The 14,480-nt window shown below is 68.3% G+C and carries 13 protein-coding genes; 12 read left to right on the top strand and 1 reads right to left on the bottom strand.

Annotated features, from left to right (window positions below):
• Positions 1-101: 101 nt before the first annotated feature.
• Both QSJ59_RS04800 and QSJ59_RS04795 read left to right on the top strand, forming a co-directional pair.
• Positions 102-1,073: a thiamine-phosphate kinase gene (locus tag QSJ59_RS04800; protein WP_285757456.1), complete on the top strand. Its 972-nt coding sequence runs from the start codon at positions 102-104 to the stop codon at positions 1,071-1,073.
• A 151-nt stretch (positions 1,074-1,224) separates the two neighbouring features.
• Positions 1,225-1,974 carry a cellulose binding domain-containing protein gene (locus QSJ59_RS04795; protein WP_285757455.1) on the top strand — a complete coding sequence of 250 codons (750 nt, stop codon included), beginning with the start codon at positions 1,225-1,227 and terminating at the stop codon, positions 1,972-1,974.
• Between the two features lie 195 nt (positions 1,975-2,169).
• Here the strand turns inward: QSJ59_RS04795 and rpmB are convergent, their stop codons facing one another.
• A complete protein-coding gene (gene rpmB, locus QSJ59_RS04790; RefSeq protein WP_285757454.1) occupies positions 2,170-2,355 on the bottom strand; it encodes a 50S ribosomal protein L28 in 186 nt (61 codons plus the stop codon).
• A 391-nt stretch (positions 2,356-2,746) separates the two neighbouring features.
• Between rpmB and recG the strand changes: the two genes are divergently transcribed.
• The 10 genes from recG (at position 2,747) to smc (ending at position 14,204) form a co-directional block, all read left to right on the top strand.
• Positions 2,747-4,936, top strand: coding sequence for an ATP-dependent DNA helicase RecG (gene recG / locus QSJ59_RS04785; RefSeq protein ID WP_285757453.1), 2,190 nt, complete (start codon positions 2,747-2,749; stop codon positions 4,934-4,936).
• Between the two features lie 116 nt (positions 4,937-5,052).
• The gene (rsmD, locus tag QSJ59_RS04780) at positions 5,053-5,634 is read left to right on the top strand and encodes a 16S rRNA (guanine(966)-N(2))-methyltransferase RsmD (RefSeq protein WP_285757452.1); all 582 of its coding nucleotides are present in this window, start codon (positions 5,053-5,055) and stop codon (positions 5,632-5,634) included.
• Between the two features lie 87 nt (positions 5,635-5,721).
• Complete coding sequence (gene coaD, locus QSJ59_RS04775; protein WP_285757451.1) at positions 5,722-6,210, top strand: pantetheine-phosphate adenylyltransferase; 489 nt, start codon at positions 5,722-5,724, stop codon at positions 6,208-6,210.
• A gap of 255 nt (positions 6,211-6,465) precedes the next feature.
• Positions 6,466-7,020 carry a YceD family protein gene (locus QSJ59_RS04770; protein ID WP_285757450.1) on the top strand — a complete coding sequence of 185 codons (555 nt, stop codon included), beginning with the start codon at positions 6,466-6,468 and terminating at the stop codon, positions 7,018-7,020.
• A 194-nt stretch (positions 7,021-7,214) separates the two neighbouring features.
• Positions 7,215-7,394 (top strand): 50S ribosomal protein L32, encoded by a 180-nt coding sequence (gene rpmF / locus QSJ59_RS04765; RefSeq protein ID WP_285757449.1) that lies wholly within the window; start codon positions 7,215-7,217, stop codon positions 7,392-7,394.
• 294 nt (positions 7,395-7,688) lie between these two features.
• Entirely contained in the window at positions 7,689-8,414 is a 726-nt protein-coding gene (gene rnc / locus QSJ59_RS04760; RefSeq protein ID WP_285757448.1) for a ribonuclease III, read from the top strand.
• Between the two features lie 51 nt (positions 8,415-8,465).
• Positions 8,466-9,353: a bifunctional DNA-formamidopyrimidine glycosylase/DNA-(apurinic or apyrimidinic site) lyase gene (gene mutM / locus QSJ59_RS04755; protein ID WP_285757447.1), complete on the top strand. Its 888-nt coding sequence runs from the start codon at positions 8,466-8,468 to the stop codon at positions 9,351-9,353.
• A gap of 28 nt (positions 9,354-9,381) precedes the next feature.
• Positions 9,382-9,657: an acylphosphatase gene (locus tag QSJ59_RS04750; RefSeq protein ID WP_285757446.1), complete on the top strand. Its 276-nt coding sequence runs from the start codon at positions 9,382-9,384 to the stop codon at positions 9,655-9,657.
• Positions 9,658-10,030: 373 nt separating this feature from the next.
• Positions 10,031-10,222, top strand: a complete 192-nt coding sequence (locus QSJ59_RS04745) for a hypothetical protein (protein ID WP_285757445.1) — start codon at positions 10,031-10,033, stop codon at positions 10,220-10,222.
• 424 nt (positions 10,223-10,646) lie between these two features.
• Positions 10,647-14,204: a chromosome segregation protein SMC gene (smc, locus tag QSJ59_RS04740; protein ID WP_285757444.1), complete on the top strand. Its 3,558-nt coding sequence runs from the start codon at positions 10,647-10,649 to the stop codon at positions 14,202-14,204.
• Positions 14,205-14,480: the final 276 nt, after the last annotated feature.

Genomic DNA, 14,480 nt, shown 5'->3' with positions numbered 1-14,480 from the left:
CCGGGCTCCGCCCGCAGCCGCGAGGCAGGGCCTCATCGGACGGGGTGATGCCGCGTGGGTCTAGACCACTGCGCCAGAAGCGTCACCGTACCCTGAGGTCTGTGTTGAGCACCATCGGGGACCTCGGTGAATTCGGGCTGATCGCCCGAATGACCGCGAGATTCCCTCATACAGACGACGTAATCCTCGGCCCGGGCGACGATGCCGCGATCGTGCGGGCCCCCGATCGCAGAGTGGTGGCCACCACCGACATGCTGGTGGAGGGACGGCACTTTCGGCGGGACTGGTCCGGTCCGCGCGACATCGGTCACAAAGCAGCCGCGCAGAACTTCGCCGATATCGCAGCCATGGGCGCCCGCCCCACCGCACTGCTGCTCGGTTTCGCGGCCCCGGCCGGCCTTCCGGTCTCCTGGGCCGAGGAGTTCGCCGAAGGGCTACGTGCGGAGTGCGCCCTTGTCGGTGCCACCGTGGCCGGTGGGGACACCGTGCGCTCCGACAGCATCACCTTGGCCATCACGGCCCTGGGCGACCTGCAAGGTGTTTCCGCGGTGAGGCGAGACGGGGCCCGCCCCGGTGACGTCGTCGCTGTCATCGGCGACCTCGGTCTTTCCGCAGCGGGGCTCGCGCTGTTCCTCGCCGACAGCACCGTCGGTCACCCCGAGTGCCGTGCGGCCCACCGCAGGCCCGCGCCGCCCTACGCCGCGGGACCTGCTGCCGCGGAACTCGGTGCCACGGCCATGCTCGATGTCAGCGACGGCTTGGTCCAGGATCTCGGACACATCGCCGCGGCCTCCCGCGTCCGGGTGGAACTGCAAAGTTCCGCGCTGCTCGTCCCCGCGGTCCTGAGCGATGCGGTCCGGACCCTGACCCGGCTCGGTGCCATCGAGTGCGCCCCGGTGGATCTGATGCTCGCCGGCGGTGAGGACCACGCCCTTGCCGCGACCTTCCCTGAGGGGACGGTACTGCCTCCCGGCTGGACGGTGATCGGGCGGGTGGCCGAAGGAGAGGGGGTCGTCGTGGATGGTGCCCCGTCCGACGCGAGGGGGTGGGACCACTTCTCCGTCACGTCTTGATTCGACACGTTCGGTCATGACACGGTCACCTGAAGACAATATGCCGGTTTTGCCGCGTGTGGCACGCTAAGCTCTGCCCTCGTCTCCCTGCTTTTGCGGTGGGGCTGCGACGGCGACTCGCGATGGCGCGCGAACCGGGAAAGGTACGGCTATGGGGCGGCACGGGGTTGAACGGCCACAGCGTGGAGCGCACCGTGCGGAACAGCCCGACGGCGGCGCGCTGACCACGGTCGGACAGGTTCTGGGGAGTACCGTTCCCAAGCGGGTCCCCCCGCCCCGCCCGTTTCGGGTACTCCTGCTCTCCGGTGTCACGGTTACCCTGATCCTCTTCGCCTACAGCACCACCCAGATCTACCTCCGTTTCACGGAGTCTCCTTCCGGGCCGGGGGCGCCTGCCCCCGAATCGGGGGCGGTCGGGGGCTCTCCGGGATCGGAGGCGCTGCCCTCGCGCGGTCCGGAGCCCGGGTCCTCCCTGCAGGCCGAGATCTCGGCCGAGGTGTCGCAGAGCCCCGAAGCCGAAGAGCGGGAAACCGAGGAAGAGGGTGCCGACGAGCCCGAGCGGCAGGACGCACCCGAGCCGCCCGTCGCGGTCGGTGGCACCCAGGTCTCCTACGACATGGTCCCGCACTCCAGCAACAACTTCACGGGCTCGGTCACCATCGTCAACAACGGCACCAGTGCCATCGACGGCTGGGAACTGCGTCTCGGTTTCTCCGGAGCCAACATCACCGCGGCCTGGAACGGCGACTGGGAGAGCACTGGGGAGGGGATCGTCGTACGTCAGCCCTCCTGGACGGGAGGGATCGCTCCCGGAGAGTCGGCGGTGGTCAACTTCAGCGCCGAAGGCAGCGCCCAGGCCCCGAGTTCCTGCTCCCTGAACGGACGCTCCTGCGGCCTCTAGCCCGGACCGCTCCCAACAGCAGAGCCCGGACCGCTCCCAACAGCAGAGCCCGGACCGGAGCTGCCGTGCACCGGGCATTCACCGGCGCGCGACAGGGGAGGGCGTGCACGGGAAACAGCGATGAGCGCCGCGACGGATCGTCACGGCGCTCAACGCGCTGATTCACTGAATCGTGGACCTTGCCACCCCTGAGGGCTAGCGGTCGACCTTGCCCGCTTTGAGGCAGGAGGTGCACACGTTCAGGCGCTTGGGGGTACCACCAACGCGGGTGCGCACGGTCTGGATGTTGGGATTCCAGCGGCGACGGGTCCGGCGGTGCGAGTGGGAAACATTGTTCCCGAACCCTGGTCCCTTGCTGCAAACGTCACAGACGGAAGCCACGGTAACTCCATTCAAGCGCTCGGGCCGGTGTGCTCGCGCGCACGTCAATGACCCGAGAGAGGTCTGGTGAGCAGGCAGGTCGGCGCGGATCGCCAACCGTCGAAGCGTACATGAAGAAAGGACCAGGCCACGACGAGCCGATGGTTCCGAGGATCACGGACGCAGGGTGTGAAACCGAAGAAGTTCCGGTTCCACCGGAGTTCCGCCGATTCTTGCGAGAGCGGACCCGCGATGATTGCTCCGCCCAGTATAGCCCGGCCCGACTCCGTAAGATGCCACAGTGAGCCGCGGGAGCAGCCAGCACTCCCCAGGAGCAGTTGCCGGAACCGCTCCGCGCCCCTCAGAACACGGCGGCTCGCACCCGCCTGCTAGGAAGAGTTGAGGAAGCCCCGTGACCAGCCTGGACGAGCCGCTGACCAAGACGCTCGGCAAGACTGCGAAGGTCCTGGCAACGGCACTCGACCTGCACACAGCCGGCGATCTGCTGCGCCATTACCCGCGGCGGTACAGCACCCGGGGAGACCTCACCGACCTCGAAGGGCTGGTCGAAGGGGAGCAGGTCACCGTCCTCGCGGAGGTGCGCAGAACCGCCAAGCGTCGGATGCGCAACGGTCGCGGGTCAATGTTCGAGGTCACGGTCACCGACGGCCGTGGCGACCTTACGCTGACCTTTTTCCACAAGGTCGGCTGGCACGAGCAGCGCCTCACCTACGGGCGACGCGGCCTCTTCGCCGGCAAGGTCTCGGCCTACCGGGGCAAGCGCCAGCTTGCCCATCCCGATTACGAGCTCTTCCCTGAGGCAGAAGGTGCCGAGCAGGAACGCGCCAAGGCGTTCGCCGAAGAACTGATCCCCATCTATCCGGCCTCGGAGAAGATGCCCTCATGGCGGATCGGTCAGGCCGTGGCCACGGTTCTCGGGCCTTTGGACGAGGTACCCGATCCGCTCCCACCGGCCTTGCGCGCGGGCCGTCGTCTCATCGGCCTCGAGCAGGCCTACCGCCTCGTACACCGTCCCGCGGACTCGGCCGACATCGCCAAGGCCCGTCACCGTCTCAAATGGGACGAGGCGTTCGTGCTCCAGGTCGCCCTGGCCCAGCGCCGCCGTGCCGCTCAGGGCCATCCTGCACGGTCGCGCCCGCGTTCCGCAGGAGGGCTGTTGGACGCCTTCGATGCGGCGCTGCCGTTCACCCTCACAGAGGGCCAACGCGAGGTCGGTGACGTCATCGCCGGCGGACTGGCCTCCACCCACCCCATGCACCGGCTGCTCCAGGGCGACGTCGGGGCGGGAAAGACCCTCGTCGCCCTGCGCGCCATGCTCCAGGTGGTGGACGCGGGCGGCCAGGCGGTCCTTCTCGCCCCCACCGAGGTGCTCGCCCAGCAGCACCACCGCTCCATTGGGGCCATGCTCGGGGGGCTCGCCCGTGCGGGGCAGCTCGACGGGGCGGAGCATGCGACCCGCCTCGCCCTGCTCACCGGGTCGCTCGGGGCGGCGGCCAAACGCGAGGCGTTGCTCGACGCGGCGTCGGGCGCCGCTGGAATCGTCATCGGTACGCACGCCCTGCTCCAGGAACAGGTCTCCTTCGCCGACCTCGGTCTGGTCGTGGTGGACGAGCAGCACCGCTTCGGAGTCGAGCAGCGCGACGCGTTGCGGGAGAAGTCGGTCGAGGGCCGTCCGCACGTCCTGGTCATGACCGCCACGCCCATTCCCCGCACGGTCGCTATGACCGTCTACGGCGACCTCGACGTCGTGGCGCTCACCCAGCTGCCCGAAGGCCGCGCACCTGTGGCCACCCATGTCGTCCCCGCCCAGGACAAGCCGCACTTCCTGTCCCGGGCCTGGGACCGTATCGCCGAAGAGGTCGGCCAAGGACGTCAGGCGTACGTCGTGTGCCCGCGCATCGGCGACGGTGACAACGATGCCGAGGACGCCGCCGTCGAGCCCGAAGCGGAGGATGCCGTCCCCCGCCGTCCGCCGCTGGCCGTACTGGACGTGGCCGCCCGCTTGGCGGAGGGGCCGCTCGCCGGTCTCCGGGTGGCAGCCCTGCACGGCAGGCTCGCCCCCGATGACAAGGACGCCGTCATGCGCCGCTTCGCCGCCGGCGAGCTCGACGTCCTCGTGGCGACCACTGTCATCGAAGTGGGCGTCGACGTCCCCAACGCCACGGTGATGGCCATCATGGACGCAGACCGGTTCGGTGTCTCCCAGCTCCACCAGTTGCGCGGGAGGGTCGGCCGGGGAAAGCTTCCCGGTCTGTGCCTGCTCATCACCGACGCCGCGCAGGAGAGCCCGGCGAGGGAGCGGCTGGCAGCGGTAGCGGCCACCACCGACGGATTCGAGCTGTCACGGGTGGACCTGGAACAGCGTCGTGAGGGCGATGTCCTGGGGGACGCGCAGTCGGGCCGCCGTTCCTCGTTGCGGATGCTCACCCTCCTCCGCGACGAGGCTCTCATCCGTCAGGCCCGCGACGAGGCGGTGGCCTTCGTCGACGCCGACCCCGACCTGTCGGGACATCCGCCGTTGGCCCAGGCGCTAGCCAACCTGCTCAGCGGCGAGCGCGCGGATTACCTGGAGAAAACCTGACCTTCCCGGCCCGCTTCAGCCTCGCGCGAGAAAGCAGCTTTCCCGTCCGCGGGGGACGGGGGCAATACAGTTGTGGACGCCCGACACCCCCGCTTGGCAGGAGCGCACGACCCGTCATGACCCGCATCATCGCCGGTACCGCAGGAGGGCGCAGGCTCGCTGTTCCCGATGGACGCACCACCCGTCCCACGAGCGACCGGGCCCGGGAGGCGTTGTTCGCCTCGGCACTGTCGGATTTGGGATCGCTTGCCGGTCTGAGGGTTCTCGACCTCTATGCCGGGTCCGGTGCGATCGGTCTGGAGGCCCTCTCCCGCGGCGCGGAGCATGTGCTGCTCGTCGAAGCCGACCGTCGCGCGGCAGACGTGATCCGGCGCAACATCTCGACGGTCGACATGCCCGGCGCGCACCTCGTCGCCGACCGGGTCGAGCGGTTGGTGGACAAGGGGCCGGGGGGCGTCGGTTACGACTTCGTGGTCGCAGACCCGCCCTACCCTGTCACCGACGATCAGGTCACCGCACTGCTGATCGCCCTGCACGAGCGGGGGTGGCTCGCGTCCGATGCGCTGGTCGTGGTCGAACGTCCCGCGCGTGGGGCCGCCCTGTTGTGGCCCGATGGGTATGAAGGGGACAGGGTGCGTAAATACGGCGAAGCCGCCCTTTGGTACGGTCACGCCGCGAGTCTGCGCGATCAGGTCTGACATTTCGCGCGATGATCGATGATTCTGGACGGCCTGACTCGCACCCCAGGTACGTTCACCGGAATCCGCAAGAGAGGAGCGATCCCCGTGCGCCGCGTCGTCTGCCCCGGATCCTTCGACCCCGTCACCCACGGCCACGTCGACATCATCGGGCGCGCAGCGCGCCAGAACGACGAGGTCGTGGTCGCGGTCCTGAACAACGTCAACAAGCGGGGCCTGTTCAGCGTGGACGAGAAACTCGCCATGCTCACGGACTCCACCAAGGAATTTCCCAACGTCAGCGTTGCCAAGTTCGACGGCCTGCTCGTGGACTTCTGCCGGCAGAACGATGTGGACACGATTGTGCGGAGCCTGCGCTCGGTCAGCGACTTCGACTACGAACTCCAGATCGCGCAGATGAACTACCAGCTCTCCGGTGTGGAGACGGTGTTCATGACAGCCAACCCGCAGTACTCGTTCCTCAGCTCCAGCCTGGTGCGCGAGGTCGCCCAGCACGGCGGTGACGTCAGCACCCTGGTCACTCCCTATGTGGAGCAGCGTTTGCGCGCCAAGTACGAGGAGGCGAAGGAGGGCTAGTCCGGTTCCTCGGTGCCCGGCGCATCGTTCCCGTGTTCGGCCGGAGCCTGGTCAGAGGGATCGCTTGCTCTCGTGGATTTGGGTCTGGCGGATGTTCGTGGCTAAAATCGCTTCTTGACTGTGCCCACGGGCCAGTACCGCGGCACCGGACACCGGTCGCCGCGATCTCATACCGTCGTTCCCGCTTCCGTGCGGGAGCGAGCCGTACCGAAAGTCGCGATCACTCTGTCTCGTCTAGATGTCCGTTCCCCGTTCGTGGTCGACACCCGGCCGCTTGGCCGTCAGGCCGGCTCGATGCGAACCGAGGTCCGCACCGCGTCCGCCCCCGCCTCCATGGCCGTGGGGATGGCCGGTGTGCCCGAGGGAACCGAAATCGAGCTGGACTTCCGGCTCGAAGCGGTCATGGAGGGCGTGCTGGTGACCGGTGAGGCGCGCACGGCCCTCGCCGCGGAGTGCTCCCGCTGCCTGGATCCGCTGACCGAAGAGGTCGAGGCGGACTTCCAGGAACTCTTCCAGTACCCCTCTGAGGACGAGCCCAGTGGCAGGCAGGGTGCCGATGAGGTGGATTCCGAGGGTGAGGATGAGGACTACTATCTTGAGGGCGACTTGATCGACCTTGAGCCGGTGGTCCGCGACGCGGTGGTGCTCGCACTGCCGTCCTCGCCGCTGTGCCAGGACGACTGCCCCGGTCTGTGTGTGGACTGCGGCGTCCGACTGGCTGACGCCGAACCCGGCCACGGTCACGGCGAGCGCGTCGACCCCCGGTGGGAGGCGCTGCGGAAGCTGGGCGAGGAGCCCGGCGACCGCTGAACCCACAACCAAGGGGCGTCGGGCGGACTCGCACCGGCGGACCCGGCAAGTCTGTGCTCCCGGACCGGGACGCGTCCGCACGCTCCGTCAAATGAGCGGGTGGGCCTCTGGACCGGGCACGGTGTTCCTCGCGGTGCGCGAGGATGACAGGAAAGTGAGCTCCCGCGCGCGCGGGGGGACCCAGGAGGATTGAAGTGGCCGTCCCGAAGCGGAAGATGTCGCGGAGCAACACCCGCACCCGCCGTTCCCAGTGGAAGGCGTCGCGCCCTGCGCTGGTCAACTGCCCGCGCTGCCGCGACCCCAAGCTCCAGCACATCGCTTGCCCGACGTGCGGTACCTACAACAACCGCCAGGTCATCAACCCGGCGTCGTAAGCACGTGTGATCGGCGGGTCCAGCTTTTGGGCCCGCCCTTCGCGCGTTCACCCGTGTGCCGCCAACGGGCGGTCCTGCGGGAACGTCCGAATTCGGCCTGGTGACCTCCCGAGGCCGTGGTGGCTGCCGGGGAGCTTATTGCGCTCCGCGACGATCACCACGCCTTCGAGCATCACCTCGGCAGGGTTCCGGTTCAGCCGTATCCGATCCGAGCGTGCTCGGCGTCCCGCGGGCCAGCCAACGCGAACCTGTCCGGGACACCGTGCGACGCCGACCAGGGATGTGAAAATCCGAATGGCAACGCAGATCTCCGCGTCCGAAGCGCGTGAGTTCCGGGAGTCGGTCGGGGTCGACCTCGACCTCAAGATTCTCACCCGGGCACTCACCCACCGCTCCTACGCCTACGAGAAGGGCGGCCTTCCCACCAACGAGCGCCTGGAGTTCCTGGGCGACTCGGTGCTTGGGCTGGTTGTCACCGACACCCTCTTTCGTACGCACCCGGACCTGCCCGAAGGGCAGTTGGCGAAGTTGCGTGCGGCCGTGGTCAACATGCGCGCGCTCGCCGACGTGGCGCGCGGGCTGGGGATCGGCCGCTATGTGCGACTCGGCAGGGGGGAGGAAGGGACAGGCGGACGCGACAAGTCCTCGATCCTGGCCGACACCCTGGAGGCGCTGATCGGTGCGGTCTACCTGGACCGCGGACTCGATTCCGCCTCGGAGTTCGTGCACCGGCTCTTCGATCCCATGATCGCCAAGGCGTCTGGGCTGGGGGCCGGACTGGACTGGAAGACGTCCCTCCAGGAGCTCACCGCCGCCGAACTCCTCGGGGTGCCCGAGTACCACGTCGAGGAGAGCGGCCCCGACCACCAGAAGAACTTCCGTGCGACCGTCCGCGTCGCCGGCCGTAGTTACGGCTCAGGGGCTGGGCGCAGCAAGAAGGAGGCCGAGCAGCAGGCGGCCGAGTCCGCTTGGAAGGCCATCCGCGCCGCGGCCGAGGTCGGCCGCACCGGCCAGGACTGACCAGCCGGCCCGGGGACCGGGCGTCCCCGGACGACACCGTAAAGGAACCCCGTGCCAGAGCTTCCCGAGGTCGAGGTGGTCCGCCGTGGACTGGATCGATGGGTCACCGGCCGGACATTCGGCGAGATCGAGGTCCTGCACGCGAGGGCGATCCGCCGTCACGTCGCGGGAAAGGACGACTTCACCGGGCGCCTGGGGGGTCAGGTCGTCACCGGCACGCGACGGCGTGGCAAATACCTCTGGCTCACCCTGGACTCCGGGGACGCCCTGCTCGCCCACTTGGGAATGAGCGGGCAGTTGCTGATCCAACCGGTCGGCGCCACCGACGAGCGCCATCTGCGGGTGCGCCTGCCATTGGTTCCCGACCAGAGCGACGCCGGTCCGCTGGAGCTGCGCTTCGTCGATCAGCGAACCTTCGGCCACCTGTTGGTGGACGGGTTGGCCTTCGACGACACAGGGGAGGGGCTGCCCCCGATCATCAGCCACATCGCCCGTGATCCGCTGGATCCCGCTTTCGACGACAACGCTTTCGTCGCCGCCGTGCGCCGCAGGCGCACCGAGGTGAAGCGGGCCCTGCTGGACCAGTCGCTCATCAGTGGGGTCGGCAATATCTACGCCGACGAGGCGTTGTGGATCGCCCGTCTGCACGGGACCGAGCCGACCGACACGCTGGCTCCGCCCCGAATCGCCGAGCTGCTGGCCGCAGCGCGTTCGGTCATGACCCAGGCGCTCGGACAGGGCGGCACGTCCTTCGACAGCCTCTACGTCAATGTCAACGGCCAGAGCGGCTACTTCGACCGAAGCCTCAACGCCTATGGTCAGGAGGACCGCCCGTGCGGTCGGTGCTCGACACCCATCAGGCGGGAGGAGTTCATGAACCGCTCCTCGTTCAGCTGTCCGACGTGCCAGATCCCGCCGAACGGACAGCACCAGACGTGATTTCGGACGGACCGCAGAGGGGTATCCGATGGGTGATATTCGTATGACCGCTTGGGTGCGCGGGCGGGTGCAGGGGGTCGGCTTCCGCTGGTGGGTGCGGGCCCGTGCCCTGGAACTAGGCCTGACCGGAGCCGCGACCAACCTGGTGGACGGCCGGGTGGAAGTCGTCGCCGAGGGGACACGCCAGGACTGTGAGCGGTTGTTGGCGATGCTTCAGGGGGGATCCGCCCCCGGCCGGGTGGATTTCGTCGCCCCGCGTTGGGGAGAACACAGGGGGTCTTTCACCGGATTCGTCGAGCGGTGAGTATGCTAAGAGCAGCGACGCGGTTCGCGGGCCGGGATACAGTCTCGTGTGCGATGGCGCTCGTGCCACAGTCGGGGTTAGACACGTACTCCGGCGTGGCGGGCTTCGGCACTCAAGCCGTTTCACTCGGGGGTACCCGAACGCGATTATCGCGGGCACACCCATGCCCGGAACGCCTGCTGGTCATTCTCAGGCTGGCTTCCGGCCTTTATCGTCCAATTCTTGACCGGCGGCTCCCATGGTGAGACTCTGGAAGGCACATCACGCGCCTATCCACGTCCGCGCTGAAGTGGCTGAATCTCAAGCTCTTCACGACGTGTCTCACCATGGCGTTCAATTTCCGTTCGGTCGCTCAATGTGGAGGACCCGTATCATGGCGAAGGCTCTGTTTGGCCACGTCGGAGGCCCTGACCCCCGTATGGTTCAGGAAATGCGACGGCTGCAGAAGCGAGTACGCGACCTTGAAAACGAGGTCGGCCGACTCCAGAACCAGAACGACCAGTTGACCGAGACGCTTACCGATGTCGCGGTCCTGTCGTCCGAGCGGGAACCTGCCCTGGCGTAGTAGCTCGGCGGTGTCACGCAGTCACCACCCGCAGTAAAGAATTCCAGGGACGCCCGTGTTCTTCTCGCGGCGTCCCTCAGGTCGATGCCGGGTGCATTTCCCCCCGACCACAATTCTTTTCTTCTATTTTATTGAGGGTTTACCCCGAGATTGTTTTTGGCAACCCTCCTGGGGCTTCGGATTTGCGTTCCATGCGAATTCGGCCCGGCTGATCACTCTCTATATTTTGACGAGCGCGTGGGGGAACGGCTTCGTATGAGGCCGTCCCGACCGCGCTCGTTGTCTTTGACCCCTCCGTGCCACGCCCTCTGATGCGTCCAGGCGTGCCCCGAGGGGGAACGTGCCACGTCAGGGCACAGACCGTGGGACCCTTTAAGGCGGCAGTTCCGGACCGCATCGCCAGCCGAGGGGAGACCGCGAAGCCGTGTATCTGAAAAATCTCACGCTGCGTGGGTTCAAGTCCTTCGCCTCGGCGACCACGCTTCGTTTCGAGCCGGGCATTACCTGCGTGGTCGGCCCCAACGGGTCGGGCAAGTCCAATGTCGTGGACGCCCTCGCCTGGGTCATGGGGGAACAGGGGGCAAAATCCCTGCGCGGGGGCAAGATGGAGGACGTCATCTTCGCCGGTACCTCCTCGCGTGCCGCGCTGGGACGGGCCGAGGTCAGTCTGACCATCGACAACACCGACGGCGCGCTCCCCATCGACTACTCCGAGGTCACCATCAAGCGGACCATGTTCCGCAACGGCGGTTCCGAGTACGCCATCAACGGTGACACCTGCCGGTTGCTGGATCTCCAGGACCTGCTCAGCGACTCCGGGATCGGTCGCGAGATGCACGTCATTGTCGGCCAGGGGCAGCTCGACACCGTTTTGCATGCCGGACCGGAAGAGCGCCGGGCGCTCATCGAGGAAGCCGCCGGTATCCTCAAACACCGCAAGCGCAAGGAGAAAGCGCTGCGCAAACTGTCGGCGATGCAGGGCAATCTCGACCGGGTCAACGACCTCGCCACTGAACTGCGCCGCCAGCTCAAGCCGCTGGGCCGTCAGGCCGAGCTTGCCAGGCGCGCAGCCGTCATCCAGGCCGACCTGCGCGACTCCCGGCTTCGGCTGCTGGCCGACGACATCGTCTCCCTGCGCGAGAACCTTGCAAAGGAGGAGGCGGACGAGTCGGCGGTGCGCGAGCGTCGGGCCCGGGCCGAGGACGCCCTCAACGAGGCCCAGGCCCGTGAAACCGTGTTGGACGAGGCCGCCGCAGAGGCCGCACCCCTGCTGGCCAGGGTTTCCGAGACCTACCACGGTCTCTCCGGGCTCAAGGAGCGGCTCAACTCCATTGCCAGTCTCGCCGCCGAGCGCCACCGCAATCTCGCCTCGGGAACGAACGACGAGCGCCGCGGCCGCGACCCCGAGGAACTGGAGGCGGAAGCCGAAGAAGTCCGCGCCCAGGAGGAGGAGCTGGAGGCCCGGTTGGACGCCGCCCGTTCCGAACTGGAAGGAACCGTCTTCGAGCGGGCCGAGGCCGAGGCCGCGCTGCGGGGCGAGGAACAGCGCATCACCGCTGCCGCTCGCGCAGCGGCAGACCGCCGGGAGGGCTTGGCCAAACTGCGGGGCAAGGTCGACTCCCTGCGCAGCCGGCTGGACGCCGGGCGGGCGGAGACCGAGCGTCTCGACCAGGCTGCCGAGGAGGCCCGCGAGCGTGCCGCTGCGGCGCAACTCGACTACGAGGAAGCCAGGGCGGAGGCCGAGGGGCTGGACCTGGGCGACACCGAACTCGACGCCGTGCACGGCGAAGCCAAGGACGAGCTCGCCGCTGCGGAGGCCGGCCTGAACGACCTGCGAGACGCCGAGCGCACGGCCGAACGGGAGCGTGCCGCGCTCGAAGCCCGCAAAGAGGCCCTCGAACTCGGCCTCGACCCCAAAGACGGTGCCGCTGCCCTGCTGGCCGATTCCGAACGGGTGCACGGGCTGATCGGTTCGCTGCCCACCCTCATCCAGGTCGAGTCGGGGGCCGAGACCGCCATCGCTGCCGCCTTGGGGGAGGCCTCCGACGCGGTGGCCGTGCACGCGCACGATGACGCCGCTGCGGCACTGGAGCTTCTCAAAGCGGGTGACGCCGGACGGGCAGGAATCGTTGTCGCGGGCTCGGGGGAAGGAGCCGCGGGTTCGCGTGCAGACTGGCCGTCCCTGCCACAGGGCGCCAGGTACGCTCTGGACGCACTCACACCGCCGGATTTCCTGCGCGCCGCGCTGACCCTCCTGCTGGCGCGCACGGCGTTGGTCCCGGATGCCGCCACCGCGCGCCACGTTGTCAAGACAGATCCCACGCTGCGCGCGATCACTCCCGAGGGCGACGTTTTCGGCGCGGCGTTCGTGTACGGCGGGTCCGGCGCCGCCCCCAGTCTGCTTGAGGTCCAGGCCGCCGTGGACGAAGCGGCCGAGCGTCTTTCGGTGGCGACCGAGACCTGCAAGCGTGCTGCCGCGGCGCTCGCCGACGCCAAGGCCGAGCGTGCTCAGGCAGCCGCTGCCGTCGAGGCGGTCGGTACCAGGCGCCGCGCCGCCGACAAGCGCCGCAACGAGGTCGCCCAGCAGGTTGGAAAACTCGGCGGTCAGGCCCGTGCCGCAGCCCTTGAGGTCGATCGTTACGTCGCTGCGGCAGGTAAGGCCGCTCAGGGCCGTGAGACCGATGCTTTTGCGCTGGCCGCGATGGAGGAGCGTCTTGAGCAGGCCGAGGCCGAGCCCGTCGATGACGACGACCCCGACACATCGCGTCGGGACGAGCTCGCCGTCAGCGCCGCGCACCTCCGCTCGGTGGAGATGGAGGCGCGTCTGACGGTGCGCACATCCGAGGAGCGTGTCCGCTCGATCACCGGTCGGGCAGAGGCCCTCCAGCGTGCGGCAGCCGCCGAACGCCAGGCCCGCGAACAGGCCGCGCGCCGTCGTGAGCAGCGCCGGGCGCAGGCACTGGTCGCGGAGGCCGTTGCCGAGGGCGCAGCCCAGGCACTGGCCCGCGTCGCATTGTCCTTGGCGGCCGCCGACGCCGAGCGCCGTGCGGCAGAGGACGAGCGCGCGGCTCGTGACGCCGAGTTCAAGACCGTCCGGGCCCGGGTGCGCGAGCTCTCGGTGGAACTGGAGAAGCTGCTCAACGTGGTGCACGGGAGCGAGGTCGCCAGGGCTGAGCGCAGGTTGCGTCTGGAGCAGTTGGAGACCCGTTCCCTGGAAGAGCACGGGACCGAGGTCGACGTGCTCATCGCCGAATACGGTCCGCGTGTGCCGGTTCCGCCACCGGCCGACGCCCCGGAGGCGGAGGCGGTCGCGGTTCCCTACGTGCGTGAGGTCCAGGAGAAGCGCGCGCGAGCCGCCGAGCGCCAGCTCAACCAGCTCGGCAAGATCAACCCACTGGCCCTTGAGGAGTTCGCCGCGCTCGAAGAGCGTCACACGTTCCTCACCACCCAGCTCGACGACCTCAAGAAGACCCGTCGCGACCTGCTCACCGTGGTCAAGGAGGTGGACGATCGGGTACAGGAGGTGTTCACCTCCGCCTACGGGGACGTCGAGCGCGAGTTCGCCGGGATCTTCGGCCGCCTGTTCCCAGGAGGCGACGGCAGGCTCATCCTCACCGACCCCGACGACATGCTCACCACCGGTATCGAGGTCGAGGCACGCCCGCCGGGCAAGAAGGTCAAACGACTCTCGCTGCTGTCGGGCGGTGAGCGCTCGTTGACCGCGGTCGCCTTCCTCGCTGCGATCTTCAAGGCCAGACCATCGCCCTTCTACGTGATGGACGAGGTGGAGGCCGCGTTGGACGACACCAACCTGCAGCGGCTGTTGGTCATCTTCGAGGAGCTTCGTGGTTCCTCCCAGCTCATCGTCATCACCCACCAGAAGCGCACGATGGAGGCGGCCGACGCGCTGTACGGCGTGACGATGCAGGGGGACGGGATCTCGCAGGTGATCAGCCAGAAGCTCACCCGCGTGGCGAGTTAGCGCGGTGCACGCCGACGAATCGGTCTTTGTCCTTTTTGTCGGATAAAGCGGTGATGGCCGGTGCGGCCGGTTAGAGTGGCCTGGTTGTCCTGCACCCCGACCACCTGGGTCGGGGCAGGACCAACGGCCGCGTGCGAGCGAAGTCCGGTCCAAACCGGCGCTGTCTACGCAACTGTGACGCCCTCTTCCGCAGGAGAACGGGGCAGAGCCAGGTCGCCTCGCGCGTATGCCGACGTCTGCTGTCCTCGTGGGAAGGGCGGTCCGTCACGGGCTCCG

The sequence above is a fragment of the Nocardiopsis ansamitocini genome, assembly GCF_030268225.1.
GTDB lineage: Bacteria > Actinomycetota > Actinomycetes > Streptosporangiales > Streptosporangiaceae > Nocardiopsis_D > Nocardiopsis_D ansamitocini.
The sequence above is the reverse complement of the archived record's forward strand: the minus strand, read 5'-3'. Positions and strand labels throughout refer to the sequence as shown.

Excerpts from the sequence above, each read along its gene's own strand:
- QSJ59_RS04795 (WP_285757455.1), top strand. The coding sequence starts at position 1,225 with ATGGGGCGGCACGGGGTTGAACGGCCACAGCGTGGAGCGCACCGTGCG.
- rsmD (WP_285757452.1), top strand. The coding sequence starts at position 5,053 with ATGACCCGCATCATCGCCGGTACCGCAGGAGGGCGCAGGCTCGCTGTT.
- rnc (WP_285757448.1), top strand. The coding sequence starts at position 7,689 with ATGGCAACGCAGATCTCCGCGTCCGAAGCGCGTGAGTTCCGGGAGTCG.
- QSJ59_RS04750 (WP_285757446.1), top strand. The coding sequence starts at position 9,382 with ATGGGTGATATTCGTATGACCGCTTGGGTGCGCGGGCGGGTGCAGGGG.
- QSJ59_RS04745 (WP_285757445.1), top strand. The coding sequence starts at position 10,031 with ATGGCGAAGGCTCTGTTTGGCCACGTCGGAGGCCCTGACCCCCGTATG.